The organism is Chryseomicrobium aureum (assembly GCF_016909155.1).
GTDB lineage: Bacteria > Bacillota > Bacilli > Bacillales_A > Planococcaceae > Chryseomicrobium > Chryseomicrobium aureum.
Genome location: NZ_JAFBFG010000015.1, coordinates 1 through 22,915 on the forward strand (window position 1 = coordinate 1; position 22,915 = coordinate 22,915).

A 22,915-nucleotide genomic window follows, 5' to 3' on the forward strand; every position below is an offset into this window, starting at 1 on the left:
AAAGAAAATCTGCTTAAGAATATTTGTCTCCATAAAATCAAAATACCATGAACACTGGGCTCATGGCATCAAAAATTATATACTTTCTTATCTTTCAAAAAAAGCAGGTCCACTAGGGCCTGCTTTTTGTCAATTATTGAGCTGTATACCCGCCGTCTACTACTAAACTTGAACCTGTCATGAAGCTTGAATCGTCAGATGCTAAGAACAATACTGCTTTCGCCATTTCGTCAGCTTGACCCAAACGCTTCATCGGTGTCATATCTTTCAAAACCGCTTTACTTTCTTCCGGAATGATTGGTGTATCAATAAATCCAGGACATAATGCGTTCACACGAATGTTTTCAGCAGCATACTCAAGACCAATAGAACGTGTAAAGTTCACTACCCCACCTTTGGCAGCATTGTAAGCAGCAGATCCCGGTGAACCGACCCAACCGTACATAGAAGCGGTATTTACAATGACGCCTCCATCCTGCTCTTTAAATGCACGAATTGCTTCACGAGCAACCAAGAAAACGCCATCTAAATCGACAGCCACTGTCTTTCTCCACTCATCATACGATAAGTCGTGCGTCGGTGTAACACGACCAATTCCTGCATTGTTAAAGACAACGTCTACTTTTCCATACGCTTCTTTTGCTTTTGTAAATACAGCTGTCACTTCTTTTTCACTCGTCACATCCGCTTTGATGAAAATTGCATCCGGCAATTCTTTAACAAACGCGGTACCTAAATCTTCTTGTAAATCAACTAGCACTAGCTTCGCTCCATGTTCACTAAATAACTTTGCGGTTGCGGCACCAATTCCAGATGCTCCACCAGTAATTACGGCTACTTTTCCTTCTAGTTTTGCCATTTGTTACTCCTCCTTTAATGTGTGGTTGCGACGACTTAGCAATTGTGGGATGCTAAAGATACTGCTCTTGCTTTTAGTCTATAGGAAGCGATTTCAAAAGCACTCACTAGCTTTAAGTAATGTGTCGAGAATATCGACACTTCCTTATCTTGTGTCGATTGGAGGAGAGGTATGAAAGAAGATTCCGCAGCAGCTCGCAGAACGAAAAGAAACTTTCAATTAGCTCTGATGGAACTAGTTCATGAAAGAGGATTCCATGCTGTCACTATTAAAGAACTTGTCGAGAAAACCGAATACAACCGTACCACTTTTTATCTCTATTACCATGATAAATACGAGTTGAGCGAATCCCTTTTGCGTGAGAAACTGACCGGTCTAGAAGTTGCAGTTGGTACCTCCTATTATTCTGGTCAATTGGTAGACACTAAGGAAATGGGCCACGAATCGTTTAGCCTACTAACGTATATCCGAAAAGAACGATTATTTTTCGATTTGCTATTTGTTCCCGACACTTTACCCGGCTTGCTTCATGCCTTCCCAGAGACAATCGAACGGATTTATGATGAGCAATTTAGCTTTCAAACCATCGATCATCAACCAGTAAATATGAAGATTTTTAAGCGCTATATGGCAAATGGACTCTACGGGCTTATTCGCGAGTGGATTCAAAGTGGCTACGCGAAAGATGAGAACGAATTCATTCAGGATTTGATTGACTTAACGCGAACACACATTGCTTCTTACACATTTTTTGGACAAACAAAAAAGAACCAAGATTTATGAACTTGGTTCTTTCGGTAAAGAAATGCGATAGAGGTATAAACCAATGGCCGCTAACACTAGTGCAGGGAAATAAAGCGGTATGTGATAGATTGGGTCTATATCTTGCAAATACGGCCATCTTTGTACGCCTATAAACAATGCTATACTGAATACTAAATAAATAGTTCCAAATACACGATTTTTCATACTGAACTCCTTACTATACGTATTTATTTGAATGGAGGCTACATGCATGCCAGCTCATAAAACACTGACAGTACGTTCTCTTGTAACCAAACACAAAGGAATCTTCCAAGAGTATGCCACAGTTGTACCTGAAAAAGCACGGCTTTTTTTAGAAAAATTACACGATACCGACTATCAATCCCATGTAGAGCTTGCTCTTTTCGAACCACAATCTACCGTCGATCAAGTAGAAGGCACATTTTTCGTAGGCATCCTTGTTTCTGAACAACCGCCACACCCGCCAGCAGGTATGGAGTATATGGAAATCACCCGTGATTATGCTTTTGCTAAAGGGACGATTGATGAAATCGGTGAGTTGCATGTGACACTCTCTAACTGGATGCTTGAAAATGAACTACAATTTGATTTGACTGGCTACATTATCGAAATGTACTTCCCTACTGATAAAGGCGAGGAAGTAGAAATCTACTTACCGATCAAGACGAAATAACCCCTTCTAAGAAGGGGCTATTTTTATACAACAGGTCTCCACCAAGTTTTTGTTTCATACGCATCTAACGTTGCGACATCTAGTGTCTCTCCGATTTTGGGAATCACTACATGAGCACCTCGTTGTTTACCGAGCTCCATCATTTGTTCAGGTGGGTCATCCCACTTGTGGAATGCCAATGTAAAAGCTGCCCAATGAACCGGTAACACATGTTTCCCTTTTACATCCAAAAATGCCTGCATACTCTCATCAGGATGCATGTGGACACCCGGCCAGCGCTCATCGTATTGTCCGCTTTCCATAATGACAAGATCAAACGGCCCATATCTGCGACCGATTTCTTCAAAATGTTTACCGTATCCACTGTCGCCACTATAGAAAATCTTTGTATCTTCCCACTCAAAGACCCAAGAGCACCATAACGTTTCTCCGTAGTCGATACCTAAACGACCGGAAAAATGACGAGATGGGGCAGCTGTAAAGCGGATACCCTCTTCTTGTAAAGATTCCCACCAATCTAGTTCAAAAATGCGGTGTTTCGGCACTCCCCATCCTTCTAAACGATCACCAAGGCCTAGTGGTACAAAAAACTTTCGCACGCGGTCCTTAATGTGCTGCAATGTGTCATAGTCTAGATGATCGTAATGGTCATGCGAATAGATGACGTAATCAATGTCCTCCAAACAATCAATATCGAACTCCTCTACAACTGGATATCGCATATCTTTTACTTTGAACGGGAGAGGTACTTTACCAAGCATTGGATCTACTAAAATCGTTTTATTCTTCCACTCAATTAAAAAGCATGAGTGCCCTAACCAAGTGACGTGCGGTGTTTGCACATTGTCATGGCACGCAAACTTTACGGTCGGTAGTGGGTTCGCAGGATGTAAATCTGCTTTCCCTACAAAGTAATCTTTCGCTAGACTTTGAAGCGTTTCAAATCCGCCAGGTGATACAATCGGCGGGGTATTGCGAAACTTGCCATCTTTATAGTGCGGTAATTGTTCAAACTGTCTCTTTTGTTGTCGTGAGACACGCTTACCAAATGTCGGATTCGCTATTATATAAGCCGCAACTGCTGCTACTGCTGCACCTGCAATCCATCTTTTTTTGATCTGCATACCGTTCACCTCTTTCTACAGCATGAATTCCCGTAATTACTACAAAGTTAAACTATGCCGTGATAATTTCCCAGCCCTGCTCTTTTGCATAGGCTTTCAAATCTGCATCCGGTTGAACGGCTACTGGATTTCCAACAAGTCCAAGTACGTCAATATCGTAAATACTGTCGCCGTATGCATAGCTCGCTTCCCAATCAACGTCGACTTCTTTCAAGTTGTCTTCGATGCGCACAATTTTTTGACGCTCATGGACATGCGACAACTCTGTCACTTTCGTTAACATTCCGTTAGCCAGAGGTACTTCCGTTCCTAACTTGGCATCAATCGGTAAATCTCGAAGAACTTCCTCAAGCATAATATCAAATGCACCTGATATGACGAGCACACGGTGCCCTTGTTCATGGTGCCAATTCAAGCGGTCAATTACTTCTTGATTAAAGTCCCCTGACATTTCCTCGGCCATTTCTCGAAAATAGCTTCGTAATTCTGCTTCTGAAGCTCCTTCAAACGTTTTCAAATAAATTTCCATCGCTTTTTTGCGCATCGTTTTTTCCGGAGTCATTTTCATTTTATATAATAAATAAATGGGCATGAGCCGGCGCATAAACTTCTTGTACCGCTTGCCATACACGTCATGATTTTGAAGAAACCGCATCAGTAATGAGTAAGTTTCATATTTGTAAATCGTACGGTCAAAGTCAAACAAAGCCACTTTCATAAATCGTTCCTCCAAGTCCATTGCTGTTTCTTTTAGTGTACAGGAATTTACTGAGAAATGAAAAAACGAAACCGACAAAATCGGTTTCGCACTGGATCAATAGACGATATGAATTTCGTTTCCTGCAGCGTCTGCTGTGATTAAGATATTCTCATTCCAGTCAACACGCGCACCAAAGGCTTGTAAACGTTCTGCAAGTTGCTGTTGTTTGTCAGCATCTTGCACATCGAGTGTATAGTGAACAAGGCCTGCTGAATGCTTCGCCGGTTGCGGAGCACCAACACCGTTCCAGACATTCAAACCGATATGGTGGTGGTAACGATTGTCTGAGATGAAGAGCGCTTGGTGACCATATCGTGTAACCACTTCAAAATCGAGACCTTGTGTGTAAAATGCTTCTGCGCGCCCAATGTCATCTACATGCAAATGAATATGCCCCATGACAGTATCTGATGGCAGACCTGTCCATTCTTCTACAGTTTCTTTTGTTAATAGGTCTTCAAAGTTTAATGGGTCTACCGTCATTTCAACAGAGTCACCCTGCCAAGTCCACTCTTCTGGAAGGCGATCACGGTAGATTTCAATCCCATTTCCGTCTGGGTCGGCAAAGTATAATGCTTCGCTGACTAAGTGATCAGAAGAACCCAGCTGTACTCCTTGATTCACTAGATGGGGTACGATGCTAGCTAAAGATTGGCGTGTCGGAAGTAGGATAGCAAAGTGATATAAACCTGTTGTGCGTGGCTGTTTAGGAGTGACACGTTCTGGCTGAACAAGTGTCAAGAGCACGTCTCTTCCATTCGTTGTTAAGGTTGCGTCTGACTCGGTTTGACTTGCGATTTGGAAACCGATGACCTGAGTATAAAAATCTAGGGAACGTTTTAAATCTGTAACATTGATTGCGACACTAGCTACAAAAGTGGTAGGTTTTTGATGAAAGTTCATGTAAATTCTCCTTAGTTACTATTTGTAACTTAGTTCATAATAGTAATTTAATAATGTCAATACTTCTTGTACTAATCAAAAAAACCACTCCAGTAAGAAGTGGTTAAAAATTGTCACGCGTGGACTTCGGTCGATCTAATTTCATTGAAATTTCTTCGAGTACGCGTACTTTTGCGCGCTGCGTTTGAATGAGTTGCACCATGAACCAAATTACAAAACCAACGATGGCTAGTACAAATACTAAATAAAAAAGACCAAACAGACCAAATCCTACCGTCGTTATTCCTTGCATCACTACCGCCTCCTTGAACAGATTTACGTTTCATAAACAAAATGGTTTCAAAAAAACCGACTCCCTAAAAAGGAAGTCGGCCAGTTTCACTCTTCTGTATCTACGAGTGATTTATTTTTTTGGAATTTGCGTAATACTTCATAAACAACTGGAACAACAATTAGCGTTAATAGGGTAGACGAGAACAACCCGCCAATTACAGTAATGGCTAAGTCTTGCGATACAAGACCGCCTCCACCGCTCGACAACGCCATTGGAACCATTGCTCCGATTGTCGCAATCGCCGTCATCAAGATTGGACGAAGACGAGTAGCTCCTGCTTCTAATAAAGCATCACGTACAGAGAGTCCTTCGCGTTCCATCTGGATAACACGGTCAACTAGTACAATCGCATTCGTGACAACAATACCGATTAGCATTAGAAGACCCATCATAACAGAAACAGAGATGGTTTGCCCTGCAATAAAGAGCCCGGTAAAGGATCCGATTACTGCAAACGGAAGGGAGAACAGAATCGCAAATGGTGCGAGTCCACCACCGAACGTCACGACTAGAATAAAGTAGACAATCGCAATCGCTGCTGCCATCGCAATTCCAAGCTGCGTAAACGTTTCGTTGATGTCAGCAGTGACACCACCTGTCTCGACTTTCACACCCATCGGCAAGTCAAGCGCGTCAATGGCTTCTTGCGCATCAGCACTTGGGCCCGATACGTCATTACCAGCAATCGTACCTGATACGGAAGCGTAATATTCCCCTTCCGAACGACTCAACGTATTTTGTGTCGTCCCTTCTTCTACTTCTACCAGTTCTCCGATTGTCATTGTCGTACCCATAGCAGTCGGAATCGGTGTTTCAAGTAATTCTTCAAATGTCTCAGCAATTGCTGCTTCTTCACGCTGTACAACAACATCCAAATCGCCATCATCTGTACGAATGGTTGTAATGACTTCATCCTGACCAGTCGATGATAAGGCCATTAGAATTTGCCCTGATGTTAATCCGTATTGTAAAACATTCTGCTGTTCAATACGTAAAACATTTTCCACATATGGATTTTCAGCATCTGAAGTGACTTCTTCTAACCCATCTACTTCCGTCATGGCTTGTTCAACTTCTTCTACAGACGTTAGTAAATCATCTAAATCTTCACTATACAACGTATACGCGACTTCATTCGATGACATCATACCGCCACCCATAAAGTCTTGTTCGCTCCATTCGCCCGACTGATCGAGTTCCGATAAGTACGTCGTAATGTCATTTCGATACTCTTCAAACTCTTCTACTGAGATTGCATCGTCAAAGATTAAGTAAAGAAGCGCTCCGTCACTTCCTCCCGCCATCATGGCCGCCATATCAGCAGAAGAGGCATCCGTAATAGAGAGTTGAACGACATCAATTTCATCACGTGTCAGCAACTCTTGTTCAACTTCTTCAATGTTCGCAACCGTCTCATCCTGCAATTCTCCCGCAGCTGGTGAGTACGTCACATACATCATTTTCTCCGTTTGAGAGCCTAAGAACGAGAAGCCGATCAACGGTGTCAGAGCAAGTGATCCAACAAGAAGTGCAACTGCAATGATGGAAGTGATCCATTTATGATTCAATGCTTTTTCAAGTATACCTTTAAACCACAATGCTAATTTCCCGACTTCTTGATGGGAAGAAGCAGTCTTCTCTCCGTATAACTTTTTACGGAATAAACTGTGCGACATCGCTGGAACAATAGAAATCGCTACAGCAAGAGATGCAAGAAGTGCAAAGGACATGGTTAGTGCAAACGGTAAGAACAACTCACCTACCATACCTCCGACAAACACGAGTGGTGCAAATACCGCAATCGTAACAAGTGTGGAAGACAAGATCGGCTTGAACATCTCAATTGTTGCGGATTGAATGAGCTTTCTACCCGACAACTTCTCTTCTTTCAAATGCATGCGTCGGTAAATATTTTCTACAACGACTATGGAGTCATCGATGACTCGACCGATTGAAACCGTAATCGCTCCGAGTGTCATAATATTCAACGTGATATCTAACCAGTTTAATAAGAGTAATGCTACAAAAATTGAAACTGGAATGGAGACAATCGCAATCAATGTGGAGCGGAAGTCGCGTAAGAAGATTAAAATAATCGCAACAGCAATCAATCCACCGATTAATGCTTTTTCAATCATGGCAAATACAGATTCTTCAATCGGCTCTCCCTGATCCAGTGTAATATCAATGACAAGACCATCTACTTCACTTTCAAATTCGGTCATCAATTCTTTCACAGCATTGACGACTGTGACCGTATTGGCTTCTTGCCCTTTCACCACTTGAATGGCAATCGCATCTTCCCCATTTGTGCGAGCAATCGACTCGACTTGACCGACAAGTTCGATCGTCGCTAGTTCAGAAAGCTCTACAAAAGGTGCTGGGTTCGTTTCTGAAGGCGTAACCGGAATGAGTAGTTCTTGCAGCTCTGCAAGAGTTGTGAGGGCACCGTCAATATAGACAGCCTCTTCCCCTTCTTCAAACTCATACAAACCTAAAGAAACCGCTAAGTTACTCGCGTCTAACATTTGTTTGACGTCGTCTTCTGTCACTCCATATTGTTCAAGTGCTGCTTGATCATACGTCAAATGAATCTCTTCTATATGTTGTCCATTGACTGTAGCAGACGCCACACCATCGATTTTTTCAATCTCTGGCAAAATAGAGTTTTCAACGCGCTCTGTTAATTCAACAATCGATTCCGATTCACTACTCACAGAAAGAGCAACGACTGGGAACATGTTTAAACTAATTGATAGAATGGAAGGTGTTTCTACCTCTTCTGGTAATGTGACACCATCCAGAGCAGATTCAAGCTCTCGCTTTTTCTGGTCCATATCGACCCCGTATTCATATTCAATCTGTACTTGGGATACATTCGCAGATGAATTTGAAAATACAGCTTTGACATCTTCTAAACTTTCAACAGCTTGCTCTAATGGAATGGAGACTTCATCCATTACTTGTTCTGCAGTAGCGCCTGGATAGACTCCTGCTACTATCAAGTAAGGAATTGAAATATCCGGAATCGACTCCATTTTCATTTGTGTAGTTGAATAGATTCCTGCAAAGGTTACAATTAGGGTAAGTAACCACACCGCAAATTTATTTTTTAAGACGAAACGTACGAAACCTTGCACAACGAACTCCCTTTCTTTTTGACGAATTTCAATCACTACTTTATACTAATGACCGATTGGTCAACAGTCAATCTATCGCATTCGAAATGAGGCATAAAATGTGTCAAAAAAACAACAGATTCTCGAAACCTCGATTCAGCTATTTGCCAAACAAGGTATCGAAGCAACCTCAATCCAACACATCACTCGTTCTACTGGAATTTCAAAAGGCGCGTTTTATCTAGCCTTTTCTTCAAAAGAAGAGCTTATAAAAGAGATTATCGATACATTCATGCAGCAATTTGTTGCCGATATTGACCAAGTAGTCACATCACTACTTCCAGCATCAGAAAAACTTCATAATTACTTCGCAGCGCACCTGGATTTACTTGTGAAACATGCAGATTTTGCGAAAATGTATGCGCAAGAGCAAATGCATTCGATCAATGAAGACATCTTATCGGATTTAATTGTGTACGATACACTCATCGACCGATCCTTGCTCTCTCTGTTTCATGAACTATATCCAACGCACACAACTGACCAGTCTGCGGACTTATTAGTAGCGGTCAAAGGACTTGTGCGTATTTATTCACAACTAATTTTGTTTCATCCCTATCCTCATGACACGAAACAGATTCTAGCTAGTTTAGTGGAAAAGACGGACATTTTAGCGAAACACTCTACAACGTGTTATATCACGGAAGAGATGATGCGTATTCCGGTTCAAACCGATAAACTAGCAACTACACCTGCTCATCTCAAAGCTGTAGTGAGCGAACTTCTTTCTGATGAGCACCCAGCACTCATCCAAGAATCCTTTGCAATTTTAGTAGATGAACTTGGCCAAGAATCTCCACGCCAAGCGCTACTTCAGGGTCTTGCTGCAAACTTCATGACCTACACGCCGACCAAATGGCTTGCTTACTTGGTGAAGCACTATACACACAAAAAAGACGCCTAATCGGCGTCTTTTTTACGTAAGAAGCTGCGCATTTTTTACGAGTTCTTGGTAATAGGTATTGGTTTCTACAAGGTGATGATGCGTACCGACACCTTGTATCTGCTTGTCTCGCAAAATGACAAGTTGATCTGCGTGCTGTACAGTCGACAAGCGGTGCGCGATGACCAGCGTCGTTCGTCCACGCATGACAGTTTGAAGCGCCTCTTGTACAAGTCGTTCCGATTCCGTATCAAGACTTGAAGTTGCTTCGTCTAGTAGTAATATACGCGGGTTGCGCAGTACGGCTCGAGCAATTGCAATTCTTTGACGTTGTCCACCTGAAAGTTTGATCCCGCCTTCACCTACTGGCGTCTCAAGTCCTTGCTCAAGTTTCATTATAAACTCCCACGCATTGGCTTGGCGTAGAGCTTGTTCTATAGCTGTATCCGTAGGCACTTGTTCCACACCATATAGGATATTGTCTCGAATCGTTCCGTTCATCAAAGGACTTTCTTGAGAGACGTACCCAAAGAGACCCCGCCATTCTGCCAGTTTAATCTCTCGAATATCTGTGTCCCCGTAGTTAATACCTCCGTGTTTCGGTTCATAAAAGCGCTGGAGCATCGAAAACATCGTCGTTTTTCCTCCACCGCTTTCGCCAACAAACGCTGTGACTTTTCCTCTTGGAATACTTAAGGAAATATCTTCGAGAATCACTTTCTCTCCGTAAGCAAACGTCACATCGTGGAGAACGACATCTTGCTCTGTAGAAGGAAGCGATTTCCCCTCCGCATTTTCCTGTGCCCGCTCTAAAATATCTTGAATGCGTTCTGTTGCACCTACCGTCTTTTGATACGCTGTGAAAAAGCTCGCCATTTGAGTGAAGGGCACAATGATTTGAATCAAGTAAAATATAATCGCGACCAAGGCCCCTGCAGATAAAGCTCCAGAAGCGACTTGAGCTCCTCCATACCCAAATACAACAATTAACACGAGGGTCATAATAAGGGTCATAACGGGAGAAAGAATCGATACGAGTTTTGCCTCTTTTAAATAAAACTTATAAATCCGGTCCACTTGTTGTTCTCCGTGAATCCGCTCCCTGGCTTCAGACTGGCTGTATTTGACGAGACGGATGTTTTGAAGAACACGACCTAGCTGCGCACTAAACGTTGCGACTTCATCTTGTGTCGACTTCGCCACCTTTGACATAACACGTCCGATCGGAAACATGACAGCGAGTGTGACTGGAACTGAGACTAAAAGAATCAATGTCATTCTCCAGTCGATCCAAAGCAAAATACCGACAGCTCCGATGACCGTCAAAATGCTCGTGAAGAATGTAATCAAATGATCGGTAATAAGCGATTTGATTACACTCGTGTCTTGTAAAATACGGCTCATCAATTCTCCAGATTCTTCATTATCAAAAAAACCGACAGGAAGGCCAAGGACATGACGCCAGACACGATTGCGAATGTAAGCTACTACATATTCTCCAATCTTCCGCATCAAATAAAATGCGATTCCAGATAAGACGGCTTGAACAATTAATAATAGCGCAACGCCACCTAGTAGAAGTGGACTAATTCCTCCTTCTGTGAAACTATCGATGAAGTTCATAGTAAGTAAAGGAATGACAAGACCAAAGCCTGTTTCCACTAAACTAAAGAGAAATGCGAAGGCAATCATCCACTTCGGCCATCTCATTCCATCCACTAACGATTTCATTTTCATTGTGCATCCTCTTTCTGACCACTATATTTTATTTAGAACTGATACTTTTTGAGGGTTCAGTTCCCTGGTAAAGTAGGACTAACTCAATTTGAAGAAAGAAGGAATTTGTATGCAAAACCCTCAATCGCTGTCTCGACCGATTGCTCGTGGCAAGACGTTTGATTTAATTCTAACATCAATGCTCGTCGCATTAGTATTTGTATCCACTATGTTATTGAATATTCGTATTCCGTTCTTTGCTGCAAACGGTGGATTAGTTCATTTAGGCACTGCGATGTTGTTTATTTCTGCGATGTTGTTTGGTCCGAAAAAAGGAGCAGCAGCAGGTGCACTCGGTATGGGGCTGTTTGATATCATGGGTGGCTGGTTACTGTGGGCACCTATCACAATCGTTGCACGTGGTATCCAAGGGTATGTAGTCGGGAAAGTGGCTTGGTCGAAAAATCGAAATGGCACTAGCATCGGCTGGAATATTGCGGCTGCTGTCATTTCAATACCGTTCATGCTAGTCGTTTACTACATTGGAGAAGCTATCATGTTCTCAAGCTTTGTGATTCCGTTAGCTTCTATTCCAGGGAACCTGATTCAGAATGCAGTTGGTTTATTAATTGCCATTCCAGTAGTCATTGCTTTAAAGAAATTACCATATTTTAAATAACAAAAAACACGGCCACTTCACTGAATGGCCGTGTTTTTGTTTATTACGAGATGAATAATAGGTACGTTGTTACGAAATAGACGATAACAGTAAGTACAGATGGAATTAAGTACATTGCTAGGCTCGTAGTTGGCTTACGGCGAATTCCGTAAATAACTAGTAGAGACAAGAATGTGATGCTGATTCCTGTTATGATATGACTTTCTGCTGCAGCATTTAAGATAGAACCATCTCGGTAAACGAAATCAGACATAACAAGAATTAACATGTTGAAGATGTTACTACCTAATATTGAACCGAATGCTAAGTTTACATTACGTAACCGGAGCGCTACATAGACTGAAACAACTTCCGGTAAGGAAGTCGTTCCAGCGATTAAGAAACTTCCGACGAAACTTGAACCAAGACCTGTTAAAACAGCAATCTGATCACCTAGGATGGATAGGGCTGTACCTGCACCCATGATGACAAGGGCTGAAATTGCAAAGCCAATGATGGCTTTCTTTAACGAAATATCTGAATGAGGATTCCCAGGCTTTTTCTTAGACTTCTTCTCCGTTGTAGGTTCCACTACTGGTTTCATTGAAGAAGATTTTTTGTTCATGTAAATTAAACCCGCGATATAAATTACTAGAATTCCAATCATGTCGATGCCGACTCCAAAGACTGCAGGAGTTTGCCTATAGACTAATCCTGAAAGCGCCAATGCGGTAAGAATAATTGCTAATACAGCTGAGTAAAGATGTGTGCTATCGATTTGTTCATATAATTTCTTCTTACGGAAATATAAATCAAACAAAGCTAACACACATAAATTAAATAAATTTGAGCCAAGGACATTTCCTACTGCGATGTCGGGATTTCCGATTAGCACTGCTGAAAGACTGGTAGTTACTTCGGGTAATGAAGTCGCACCTGCAAGTAAGATTGTTCCTACTAACATGCCTCCCATAGATGTTTTGGTACTTAAGACGTCTGCGAACGTTGATAGCTTCATAGCCGCGTAAAGGGTAATACCCGCCACAAGAATAAATAAGATATAGACCATTGCATTCACTCCTTCTATGTTGGAAAGTAGTCACAAAAAAAGACCTTTTTATGAAAACATCTGAACTTACTCAGTCTGCATCATAAAAAGGTCTTGTGCGCTCAAATTGAGCGGGACGATCCGGGTACATTTTACCGAAATGACGAATGCGTCGCTTGCCACTACTCCCCTATTTATAAAAACAGTATACAATCTCTACCCGCTGTTGTCTATTCTTAATCCTTTGTGAAACTTTTTTCGGGTTCTTTCCGTCTAGTTCGGAAGGGAAAGGTGGGACTACCATGAAAAAGATTGTGATTGTCATAGGGATGCTTATGGTCTCCATCGGTCTATTTGGACTTTATGAACGGCTCGCGCATCCGCCATTACCATTTTCATCATTAACTCCTCCTGAAGTGGCACAACGGATTTCCGCGTCTAATGCACCTCTGGTTTATTTAACGGAAGAAGCCAATTCGTTATGGTATGCGGTAAAAGAAAAACGGACGGATTTAGCGAATCAGCGCATCGAAGAATTTATGGCTTCGCATGGCTGGGAGTTGCGTGAACTGGACGGAAGTGGATTGTTTTTTACTAATTCAGGTGCAGAGATTGTCCTAACGACACAAAAATGGACAAAAAATTATACACTTGTGCAGGTCCCGAAAGGATAACTTTTCCTTTGGGGCTTTTCTTTTTTTGCTGCGTATGAAACCATGGAGAGACGTGCGTTGTCTAACGAGTAGGAAAGGATGCGATGATGTGACAGAAGACCAAAAGAACGACAGGTTGAACGAAACTATGCAGGAGCATGGTGACATGATAAAACGCGTCATCTATTCCTACGTTCGAGATTTGCAAAAAGCTGAAGATCTCACGCAAGACACATTTCTTAAATTTTATATAGGGATGGAGCGTTTTGAAGGGCGCGCTTCTCTAAAAACGTACTTGTACCGAATTGCCGTCAATGAAAGCTTGAATTACTTAAAAAGTTGGCATGCACAAAAAGTGAAGTTCAGTGATAAACTCAAAATTTTTGGCAAGCGTGCAAGCAATGAAGAGACGTTCCTCGAGAAAGAAAAAACATCGGAATTGCATACTGTACTGGAATCAATGCCGCTTCATTACAGAGAGTCTCTATGGCTCCATTACTACGCCGAACTCTCGGTTAACGAAACAGCAGAAGTTTTAGGATGTTCTCCAAACACAGTGAAAACTAGGCTTGCAAGAGGTCGCGAACTACTACGGAATGAATTGGAGGTGGAGTGGAATGGATCTGAAACAACTTCTAAATGAAACATTGCCGAAAGACATCTCGTTCAGTGAACGTGAGCAGCAACTTGTACGAGAGCGCGTTCGGAAAAAGAAAACGCCCGCAACTTTGAAGTTCTTACCTTTAGCCGCTTTACTTTTCATTGGAGTGATTGGGTATGCGTTGTTTACGAGTTTTACTAACTCGACGGCATCACCATTCACTTCTCATGAAGAAGTCATCGTACCGGACACGTACCAAAGTGCCCTGCATTGGTCGGTTTATGTTCCAGAGACACATGAACTCATTTTCGCGAAAGAAGATGGTGCCTATAGCTATGCAATCGGTGAAAGGTTAACAGAGAAAATCGCAAGTTTTGCGGATCCAGGTGCTCAGTATTCTTATGTAGCGAATGAAAAATGGCTCGTTTGGGGAGATTTCGACAATGAAGACTACACACTGAATATACTAAACCGGAAGAGCAAAGAACTAACGGTCATCCCTTCTATCAATCCTATAGAACTAACCTTAGAGGATGATACATTGTTTTATGCCAACTTCTATACGAATGATCATAGTCATTATGTTATGGATTTAACTACACAAATCCCCAAACTACTTCATACAAATGATAAAAGGACTACAAGAGGCGCCTACCAAAATCATAGAGCTGCAATTTTAAACAGCTTTGAAGGTAGTTCTACTCTATTTGTGTATGATACATTAACCGGCAAGTTGATTCAGCAGCAATCGAATCTCCCGTACACTTCTTTATATAACATGTACGTGGTAGAAGATCGGGTGTACTTCGATTTTGCCACAGAGAATGGACGTCTTGAGCTTGGGTATATGGACATCCAATCAGGTGCTTTTCAAATGATTGAAACGCCAGAATACAGTTATTCAGCGATTCATGGGAACTATCTAGCACTCAGTGTCGTAGATCGTTGGGGGGAAGATACCGATGACGTAGAACTCTTTACAATCGAAAACAACAAAGCAGTTCCATTCAGCGACTTTCCGAAAGTAAAAGGGCGTCTTGTTACGCCGCAGTTTGCTCCAGACGGTACGCTTCAGATGGTAGAAGAAAATTATTTTGATGGTGGCCCAACCATTCATTTAATCAAACCATAAAAAACCTCGGCGCAATCGCCGTGGTTTTAGTTCGTCTCCATGACCGCAAAATAGTTCTCTTCGCAATCTGCAAAATTGAAAAACTTGCTGTCTCCCATTACAGAAAAACACATAGAAAAAACTCTGCACATACTTTCCAAATTCCGTTAATCGATACTTTAGTCGCAGATTATATGCAAACCTTTCGGGAATAAAAATGCAAACCCAATTTGAAAGGAAGTTGATCATGCATGAAAGCTGTGACGTTTCAAGGTTCAAAAGATGTACAAGTTAAAGAAGTTGCCGATGCAAAGCTTGAGAAGTCAGATGATATCGTTGTTAGAATTACGACTACTGCCATTTGTGGTTCAGACCTTCATATCTATCGCGGTGCTGTGCCAGCACGTAAAGGGTACGTCATCGGACACGAACCAATGGGAATTGTTGAAGAAGTAGGTCCTGATGTAACATCTGTAAAAAAAGGAGACCGCGTTGTCATTCCCTTCAATGTAGCTTGTGGTGATTGTTTTTACTGTCAGCACGAGATGGAAAGTCAATGTGACAATGCGAATGACAATCCTGCCGTAGACTCGGGAGGGTATTTTGGATTTACGGAACGTTATGGAGACTGGGCGGGGGGACAAGCGGAGTATTTGCGAGTGCCATTTGGTAATTATCTCCCATTCAAAATTCCAGAATCTAGTGAATTAGAAGACGAGGCCCTCCTTTTTCTATCAGACGTGCTCCCTACTGCTTGGTGGAGTGTTAAAAATTCAGGAATGAAGAAAGGAGACACTGTTGCTGTATTAGGCTGCGGTCCAGTTGGACTAATGGCACAAAAATTTGCGTGGATGCAAGGTGCAAAACGTGTTATTGCAGTAGACCACGTTCCATATCGCCTCCAAAAAGCTATCCAGATGAATAAAGTGGAAGCCTATAATTTCGAGGATTTTAATCACATGGGGAAACATATTCGAGAAATTACAAATGGAGGCGTAGATATTGTCATCGATTGTGTCGGAATGGACGGTAAGATGTCTCTTGCCGATAAAGCGCAACAAAAACTTAAACTGCAAGGCGGTACATTAAGCGCTCTTGACATCGGTCTTGATGCTGTACGTAAATTTGGAACCATTCAATTAACAGGTGTGTATGGCTCAAGCTATAACAATTTCCCACTCGGCAATATCTTTGAGCGCAACGTTGAATTGAAAATGGGGCAAGCACCCGTAGTACATTTGATGCCGATGCTATATAAAAAAATAGAGGACGGAGAATTTGATCCGACTGAAATCATTACGCATCGTATGAGCCTAGACAAGGCAGCAGAAGCCTATGAACTTTTTCATGACCATCAAGACGACAGTATCAAATTCGTCTTAAAGCCTTAACAAAAAAGAGCGCTCATCGCGCTCTTTTTTAATTTCCATAAACGTCGTCATAACTATGATACCCATCCTGAATTACTGTAGAATCAATCGTATCGCGCATGACAGCAATTGGTTCAATCAATACGGATGGCACCTCTTTTTTGCCGTTGTTTACATAACTACTGATCTCAACCTCTTCCCCTCTTGCAAGCATGACGGCTAGTTGTGCAGCCGTCTGCGATAAATGGCGGATAGGTTTATACACCGTCATCAGCTGCTCCCCTGCTACAATTCTACGTATCCCTGCAAGATCTGCATCTTGACCGGCTATCGGCACCTTTCCGTTGAGTCCATAGATAGCCAATGCTTCTTGCACGCCTCCGCCTGTCGCATCATTCGAGGCAATCACAGCATCTACTTGATGAGCATTGATTTCAAGAGCTTCGCGCATGTTGTCACGGGCATTTACTGGCGTCCAGTCTTCCGTCCACTGATCATAAATCACTCGTACGTCTCCCGCATCAATCGCAGGTTGTAACACACGAAAAGCACCTCGTTTTAATAAGTGCGCGTTGTTGTCTGTAGCGGCTCCACCGATAAACACATAATTCCCTTGGGGTACCGCTTGCAACATGGCCTCTGCCTGCAATTCTCCAACTCGCTCATTATCAAACGAAACATACAAATCAATATCTGCATTTTTGACGAGTCGATCATAAGAAATGACTTTGATTCCCGCCTGATGCGCTTTATGGACAATTGCCGCTGTAGCTTCCGCGTTATGGGGAACAATGACAAGAACATCGATGCCGCTTTGAATCAATGTCTCTGCTTGCGCTACTTGCAATACATCATCGCCGTTTGCAGCTTCGATTACCACTTCTGCACCTAACGCTTCTACTGCCTCTTTAAATAAATCGCGGTCCTTGATCCATCGGTCTTCAACAAGTGTATCCATTGAAAAACCAATTCGAATGTCTTCTATCGCTATAGGCTCAGGCCTTGGCGACGGCTGTTGCTCTACTTGTTGTTCACATGCGAAAAGAAATACCAAGACAAAAACAAGGACTGTCCATCTTTGCATCCATCGCCATCTCATCGACTTATTAGCTGCTTTCGATAATCTGATGGTGTCTTGCCGCATACTTTTTTAAACACCTTACTGAAATAGTTCGGCTCGTGATAACCAACCTCGTAACTGATTTCTTTCAAACTAAGCTCAGGGTTTTTCAGCAATTGTTTTGCATGCTCAATACGACATGTCGTTAAATAGTCAATATAATTGACGCCTAGTTTATCTTTAAACAATTTACTTAAATACATTGGTGTGAAGTCTACTAACGCTGCAAGCGCATCCAATGAAATCTCTTCATGTGAATGTTCCTCGATATAGCGTTTGACTTGTTGGACCTTATTGGACTCCGCTTTATTTAAATGCTGCTCATAATGGGCCGAAATCTGTTCGAGTAAACCTTGCACTTCTGCTCGTAATTGACGATAGTTTTGGGATTGAAAAGATAAATAGGCAGTGGGTGTCACCATTCCGAGATTCTCTAATGCCCGCTGGATGACCCACACTAACTCGAGTACACGTTGTTGTGAATAGACGAGGGGTTGGTTCTGATGTTCTTGTTCATCTATAAACTCATTAAAAAGCCGTTCAATCTCCTGCCAATCTCCTTGATCCAATGCGTCAAAAAACTGCTTCTCTTTCTGACGAACCGTCGTTGTATCTGTCCCTTCAAATTGGTTCAAGTTCTCTTCATAGAAGCGAAAACGCACAGACTGTGTATGGGAAGCGAGTGCAATGACTGCCTGTTGATAGGAAACCGCTATGTCTGCCAGGTCTTCTACTTGTTCCCCCACCCCAACAAATACATCCGCTTTGTCACGAAGTAAAGCAATGAGTCCTTGAGCAAAAGGCATTGCTTGTGAGCGGTATGACACAGTAGAGTTACGGAAAACTACTAGTGGCAATTGCTTGCCATAAAGGGCTCCGACTAAAGCATGCTCAGTTTCATGGACACGTTCTTTAATTAAGCTATATAACGCTTCCGTCGGTTCTGGTAGATACACCACGAGTACAAAAGCAGGTTGCGATTGAATACCCACAGATTCCATTAAAACGTCCAACTGTACGTCATGCATGTGATGGAATACAAGTTGCGTGACAAGTTCTGTCTCTGCTAAACGTTCTGCATGCATACTTGCTTTCTGCTTCCGGGACTCTTCTTTACATTGCTCGATAACCGTTTCAACTGTAGCAATGATTTCACTACGTTGACTCGGCTTTAATAAATACTCCTTTACGCCTAAACGTAAGGCTTGTCGTGCATAATCAAATGTATCGAACGCTGTTACCATAACGCCACGAATAGTAGGATGAATTTCTTGAATGGTTTGAAGAGCCTCAATTCCATTAATACCTGGCATCATAATATCCATCAAGACGATGTCCGGTCGATGTTGTTTTACACTCTCAATCGCCTCATAGCCATTGCGTGCATCATAGATCTCTAAATCAGGAAATGCAGTGGAAAGAATTCGGCGCATACCTTCTCGTTCGATTGGTTCATCGTCAACCATTAGTAATTTCATGGTGTCACCTCCAGTGGAATTCGAATTCGTACGGTAGTCCCAGTTGCAGGCGAACTTTCAATCGTCATTACATCCTGCGTGCCATAAAAGAGCTGTAATCGTTTTCGGACATTTTGAAACCCGATACTCGTAGAGTGGCCGGTTTCTTGCCGCACTTCTTGGTGCAACAAATGTTCAATATCTATCTCTGAAATACCTGGACCATCGTCCTTTACTTCAGCAATTACCGCATCATGCTGCTTGAAAACGCGCAACACAATCGTTCCGCCATCTACTAGTCGTTCAATTCCATGAATCATTGCATTTTCAACGATTGGCTGAAGTGTTAAACTTGGCAACTGTACTTGCATGCATGTGGGATCAATTTCTTTGTGAAACGTTAATCGATCAGCAAAGCGTGCTGTCTGTATCGCAATGTATTGATCAATGACAGTAACCTCTTCTTTCAACGTGACGGATTGGTCGACTTTCTTCAGGCTATAGCGGAGCAATCCTGCCACACTGACGAGTAAATCACTTGTTTCTTCTGCTCCGTCTAAGTAAGCTTTTTTCGATAATGTGTTTAGTGTATTAAATAGGAAATGCGGATTAATTTGGCTCTGAAGACTCTTCAACTGACTCTCTTTCAGCAACAGTTGATTTTCTTGCAACTCATTTTCAAGTCGAGCTTTTTCCTGGGTATCCTGAAATAATTCATTGATATTTTCACGCATCGTATCAAATGTTTTGGCGAGAAAAGCAATTTCATCATTGGATGAGCTGTGGATGGGTGTGGTGAAATTTCCCTTCGCCACTTCATTGGCAGCACGCGTAAGTTCATGAACGGGCTTTGTGATTGAGAGTGAAAATCGGTATGCCACTAACAGTACAATCGCTGTAATCAGTCCAAGTAACCAAAGGCCTAGCCTTTCAAGTTCTTTCGATTGTTGGATCAAGTCACGATAAATTTGATTGTACGTACGCAATTCCTGATCCAAAATATAAAGCGTCCTGCTCTCAAGTGCAGCTGCGATGCGATTGGCTTCATTGAATTCCTGCGTGACAGCATCTGCTTCAGATTGCTTCACAAAACTGAGTGTTCGGTTAGAAGCTTCAATTAAGCTATCCATCATCAACAAATAGTTCGTCATATCGAGCTGATTGTCTTCTGTTCGAAACTGCCTGACCTGTTCTTGAATCTCACGCAACTGTTGTTCCTCGCGTGCTAATTTCTCTTCTTGGGCAGGGACTGGAAAACGAATATATTCGTTTAATTCTGTAACTAGTGATTGACTAGCGGTGGTCACTTCATTCATTTGCAAGTATCGGCTCAGTATAGAACTATACTGTTCTTGTGATTGTTGGTTTGAATACATTAAGGCAATCCAAATCCCGCCCATAATCAGTACAGCCAGAGAGACCAGTCCCCATATCTTGTTTTGAATCGTCATGAGCCCGCCTCCTCTATGAAAATCGGCGTCTCATACCCTTCTGAATCAAGGGGAACGGTCTCTCCGCGAATCCATTCTACGAGTAAGCGTAGACCTGTTTCGCCCATCTCTCTAGGACGCTGGCGAATGACACCATCCATCACTTTTGCTTGAAGAAGGGTTCGTGCTTCAGGCGCTTCATCAAAGGAATAAATGAGATAGGGAGCGACTTGCGTGCGTCTTGATATTTCTTGTGTCACAAAATACGCAACGTCTGAATCAAGTAAGATCCAAGCCGTTGCTGCCGGAGACTGATTCATCCGCTCCATCGTCGCTTGCATAATCTCTTCTCTTGTATCCCCCATACCTTGATAAATCGGTGTAATTTGTGAGAATTCTTGTAACGACTCCTCGACTCCTTCTAATCGCTGGCGCTGCATGTAGCTCGGCTCTTCATCACCTACAATAATGACTTCTCCTTCGTAATCGAGCTTTTCTGCCACACGCTCTGCAAGCAATCCCCCAGCCTCTTTTTGATTTGACCCTACATAGGTTTTTCGAAGACTGTCTTCTGCAGGTACATCTTCTCCAATTGTAATAATCGGGACTCCGTAGAAAGCAGCTTTAATTTTCGTCAGCTCTTTAAACGCTTCTGTATCTTGCCCTTGCACTAAGATGCCATCGACTTTGGAATAGATGGCGGTCTCCAAATTGCCATTGAAGTCTTGATCCTCCGTACCAAAACCTGCCCATGCTTCCACGAGGACCCCTTGTCTCTCCGCTTCTTCCAAGGCGCCCCGTTCAACCTGCTTCCAAAAGTCTGTAGTTTGATTTTCAGTAATCAAGACAATACGTAGTTGATCAATTGTACCTGTTACTGGTTCCGGGAAGTTTGGAGCGGCTTGTATGACACGCCATACTGAAATGGCGGTGAAGACTGCGAAAAAAGCAATCAACAAACTGAGTACTACCGTTACTTTTTTCCGCATGACTCCGACTCCTTTTCTTCCCATCTTACCACTGTCATTTCAATTCAAAAAGCACCCGAAGAGGGTGCTTTTGATTATGCGCGCTGTCTACGAGTCATGACATCAAAGATCACTGCAGCTGCTAGTACACCACCGCGAATCATGTACTGATAGGAAACGCCTACACCCAATAAGTTCATTCCGCTAGATAAGGACGCCATAACAACAGCCCCAATGATAGCTCCTGTCACTTTTCCTACCCCACCGGCTGATGAAACTCCGCCGACATAAGCAGCAGCGATAGCATCTAGCTCAAACAACGTTCCCGCAGTCGTAGTCGCAGACTGCAGACGCGCCGTATAGAGTATCCCGGAAACGGCAGCCAGCATCCCCATTGAACCGAATACAAATAGTGTGATCTTTTGAACATTAATCCCGCTCAAGTGCGCAGCTTCTGGATTACTTCCAACTGCGTAAATGTGACGTCCAAGAACCGTTTTTGTTGTCAGGAAGTGATAAATCACAACGACGACGAGCATGATGACGACAGTCCAAGAAAGACCGTTGTATCCTGCTAAGATCCATGTTACATAGCCAATAATCGCGGATACTAATAATAGTTTAATTGTAAACATAGGCATCGACATAACGTCGAATCCGTATTTTTGTTTATCCTTGCGTCCGGAGAATTCACTGTAAATGTAAAATAGGATACCAACAACACCTACTAACAAGGTTAAAAGATGTAAGCCGCCGATTTGTACAAGAGAGGGGATAAACCCGTTTCCAAGAGCGTTGAACGTATCATCTCGCACAATGATTGTTCCTGTCCGTTCCGTTACTTGTAACAATGCCCCACGGAAAATTAACATCGCAGCAAGTGTTGCTACAAACGCAGGAATCCCAATCTTTGCCACAAGTACACCATTAAACAAGCCAATTAAAATTCCAAGTAGGAGTACGACTGGAATCGTAATCCAGACAGACACGCCCATTTGAGTTAAGAAAATAGCAGCGACAGCTCCTAAGAAACCGGCCACAAACCCAACAGACAAGTCAATGTGACGAATGACAATTACGAGTGTCATCCCGACAGCCAAAACGGCAATATAGCCAGCTGAGTCAAGCATATTGCTAATGTTTCGAGACGATAGAAATAGACCGTTCGTCATAATCGTAAACGTCAATAAAATTACAAGTAAGGCAATATACATCCCGTAATCCCGGATGTTTTCTTTAATAATTGTTTTTGCTTCCGTTACTAAATTCATAGCCGGTCCCC

22 protein-coding genes are annotated in these 22,915 nt (G+C 42.5%); 8 read left to right on the forward strand and 14 right to left on the reverse strand.

Going from position 1 to position 22,915, the window contains the following annotated elements:
- Positions 1–133 precede the first annotated feature (133 nt).
- Positions 134–859 (reverse strand): SDR family NAD(P)-dependent oxidoreductase, encoded by a 726-nt coding sequence (locus JOD03_RS10180; protein ID WP_204590778.1) that lies wholly within the window; start codon positions 857–859, stop codon positions 134–136.
- Positions 860–1,030: 171 nt separating this feature from the next.
- Between JOD03_RS10180 and JOD03_RS10185 the strand changes: the two genes are divergently transcribed.
- A complete protein-coding gene (locus JOD03_RS10185; RefSeq protein ID WP_204590780.1) occupies positions 1,031–1,642 on the forward strand; it encodes a TetR/AcrR family transcriptional regulator in 612 nt (203 codons plus the stop codon).
- On the opposite strand, the gene JOD03_RS10190 is transcribed toward JOD03_RS10185, so the two are convergent.
- A complete protein-coding gene (locus JOD03_RS10190) occupies positions 1,637–1,828 on the reverse strand; it encodes a hypothetical protein (RefSeq protein ID WP_204590782.1) in 192 nt (63 codons plus the stop codon). The genes JOD03_RS10185 and JOD03_RS10190 overlap by 6 nt on opposite strands.
- A gap of 46 nt (positions 1,829–1,874) precedes the next feature.
- On the opposite strand from JOD03_RS10190, the gene JOD03_RS10195 reads away from it, so the two are divergent.
- Complete coding sequence (locus tag JOD03_RS10195; protein WP_204590784.1) at positions 1,875–2,318, forward strand: GyrI-like domain-containing protein; 444 nt, start codon at positions 1,875–1,877, stop codon at positions 2,316–2,318.
- Between the two features lie 23 nt (positions 2,319–2,341).
- Here JOD03_RS10195 and JOD03_RS10200 read toward each other — a convergent pair whose 3' ends face one another.
- From JOD03_RS10200 to JOD03_RS10220, 5 genes are all read right to left on the reverse strand, one after another.
- Positions 2,342–3,442 carry an MBL fold metallo-hydrolase gene (locus JOD03_RS10200; RefSeq protein WP_204590786.1) on the reverse strand — a complete coding sequence of 367 codons (1,101 nt, stop codon included), beginning with the start codon at positions 3,440–3,442 and terminating at the stop codon, positions 2,342–2,344.
- A 52-nt stretch (positions 3,443–3,494) separates the two neighbouring features.
- Positions 3,495–4,160 carry an HAD family hydrolase gene (locus JOD03_RS10205; protein WP_204590788.1) on the reverse strand — a complete coding sequence of 222 codons (666 nt, stop codon included), beginning with the start codon at positions 4,158–4,160 and terminating at the stop codon, positions 3,495–3,497.
- Positions 4,161–4,256: 96 nt separating this feature from the next.
- Positions 4,257–5,105, reverse strand: a complete 849-nt coding sequence (locus JOD03_RS10210) for a VOC family protein (protein ID WP_204590790.1) — start codon at positions 5,103–5,105, stop codon at positions 4,257–4,259.
- A 103-nt stretch (positions 5,106–5,208) separates the two neighbouring features.
- Entirely contained in the window at positions 5,209–5,397 is a 189-nt protein-coding gene (locus JOD03_RS10215) for a hypothetical protein (RefSeq protein ID WP_204590792.1), read from the reverse strand.
- 86 nt (positions 5,398–5,483) lie between these two features.
- Complete coding sequence (locus JOD03_RS10220; RefSeq protein ID WP_204590794.1) at positions 5,484–8,579, reverse strand: efflux RND transporter permease subunit; 3,096 nt, start codon at positions 8,577–8,579, stop codon at positions 5,484–5,486.
- A 100-nt stretch (positions 8,580–8,679) separates the two neighbouring features.
- Between JOD03_RS10220 and JOD03_RS10225 the strand changes: the two genes are divergently transcribed.
- Positions 8,680–9,522, forward strand: coding sequence for a TetR family transcriptional regulator (locus tag JOD03_RS10225; RefSeq protein ID WP_204590796.1), 843 nt, complete (start codon positions 8,680–8,682; stop codon positions 9,520–9,522).
- 12 nt (positions 9,523–9,534) lie between these two features.
- Here JOD03_RS10225 and JOD03_RS10230 read toward each other — a convergent pair whose 3' ends face one another.
- The gene (locus JOD03_RS10230; protein WP_204590799.1) at positions 9,535–11,238 is read right to left on the reverse strand and encodes an ABC transporter ATP-binding protein; all 1,704 of its coding nucleotides are present in this window, start codon (positions 11,236–11,238) and stop codon (positions 9,535–9,537) included.
- 109 nt (positions 11,239–11,347) lie between these two features.
- Here JOD03_RS10230 and JOD03_RS10235 point away from each other — a divergent pair, with 109 nt between their 5' ends.
- Entirely contained in the window at positions 11,348–11,896 is a 549-nt protein-coding gene (locus JOD03_RS10235) for an ECF transporter S component (protein WP_204590801.1), read from the forward strand.
- Between the two features lie 43 nt (positions 11,897–11,939).
- Here the strand turns inward: JOD03_RS10235 and JOD03_RS10240 are convergent, their stop codons facing one another.
- The gene (locus JOD03_RS10240) at positions 11,940–12,944 is read right to left on the reverse strand and encodes a sodium:calcium antiporter (protein WP_204590803.1); all 1,005 of its coding nucleotides are present in this window, start codon (positions 12,942–12,944) and stop codon (positions 11,940–11,942) included.
- A gap of 281 nt (positions 12,945–13,225) precedes the next feature.
- Between JOD03_RS10240 and JOD03_RS10245 the strand changes: the two genes are divergently transcribed.
- From JOD03_RS10245 to JOD03_RS10260, 4 genes are all read left to right on the forward strand, one after another.
- Entirely contained in the window at positions 13,226–13,597 is a 372-nt protein-coding gene (locus JOD03_RS10245) for a hypothetical protein (RefSeq protein ID WP_204590805.1), read from the forward strand.
- Between the two features lie 88 nt (positions 13,598–13,685).
- Positions 13,686–14,219 (forward strand): sigma-70 family RNA polymerase sigma factor, encoded by a 534-nt coding sequence (locus tag JOD03_RS10250; RefSeq protein ID WP_204590807.1) that lies wholly within the window; start codon positions 13,686–13,688, stop codon positions 14,217–14,219.
- Complete coding sequence (locus JOD03_RS10255; RefSeq protein ID WP_204590809.1) at positions 14,194–15,309, forward strand: hypothetical protein; 1,116 nt, start codon at positions 14,194–14,196, stop codon at positions 15,307–15,309. The genes JOD03_RS10250 and JOD03_RS10255 overlap by 26 nt, the downstream gene beginning before the upstream one ends.
- A gap of 230 nt (positions 15,310–15,539) precedes the next feature.
- Positions 15,540–16,679, forward strand: coding sequence for a zinc-dependent alcohol dehydrogenase (locus tag JOD03_RS10260; RefSeq protein WP_204590811.1), 1,140 nt, complete (start codon positions 15,540–15,542; stop codon positions 16,677–16,679).
- Between the two features lie 28 nt (positions 16,680–16,707).
- Here JOD03_RS10260 and JOD03_RS10265 read toward each other — a convergent pair whose 3' ends face one another.
- From JOD03_RS10265 to JOD03_RS10285, 5 genes are all read right to left on the reverse strand, one after another.
- On the reverse strand, positions 16,708–17,742 hold the full coding sequence (locus JOD03_RS10265) for a sugar ABC transporter substrate-binding protein (RefSeq protein ID WP_239584941.1): 1,035 nt from the start codon (positions 17,740–17,742) through the stop codon (positions 16,708–16,710).
- 11 nt (positions 17,743–17,753) lie between these two features.
- Positions 17,754–19,256 carry a response regulator gene (locus JOD03_RS10270; protein ID WP_204590815.1) on the reverse strand — a complete coding sequence of 501 codons (1,503 nt, stop codon included), beginning with the start codon at positions 19,254–19,256 and terminating at the stop codon, positions 17,754–17,756.
- Positions 19,253–20,686, reverse strand: a complete 1,434-nt coding sequence (locus JOD03_RS10275; protein WP_204590817.1) for a sensor histidine kinase — start codon at positions 20,684–20,686, stop codon at positions 19,253–19,255. Before JOD03_RS10275 ends, JOD03_RS10270 begins: the two co-directional genes overlap by 4 nt.
- Positions 20,683–21,654, reverse strand: coding sequence for a sugar ABC transporter substrate-binding protein (locus JOD03_RS10280; protein WP_204590819.1), 972 nt, complete (start codon positions 21,652–21,654; stop codon positions 20,683–20,685). Before JOD03_RS10280 ends, JOD03_RS10275 begins: the two co-directional genes overlap by 4 nt.
- Positions 21,655–21,728: 74 nt before the next feature.
- Complete coding sequence (locus JOD03_RS10285; RefSeq protein ID WP_204590822.1) at positions 21,729–22,904, reverse strand: sugar ABC transporter permease; 1,176 nt, start codon at positions 22,902–22,904, stop codon at positions 21,729–21,731.
- Positions 22,905–22,915: the final 11 nt, after the last annotated feature.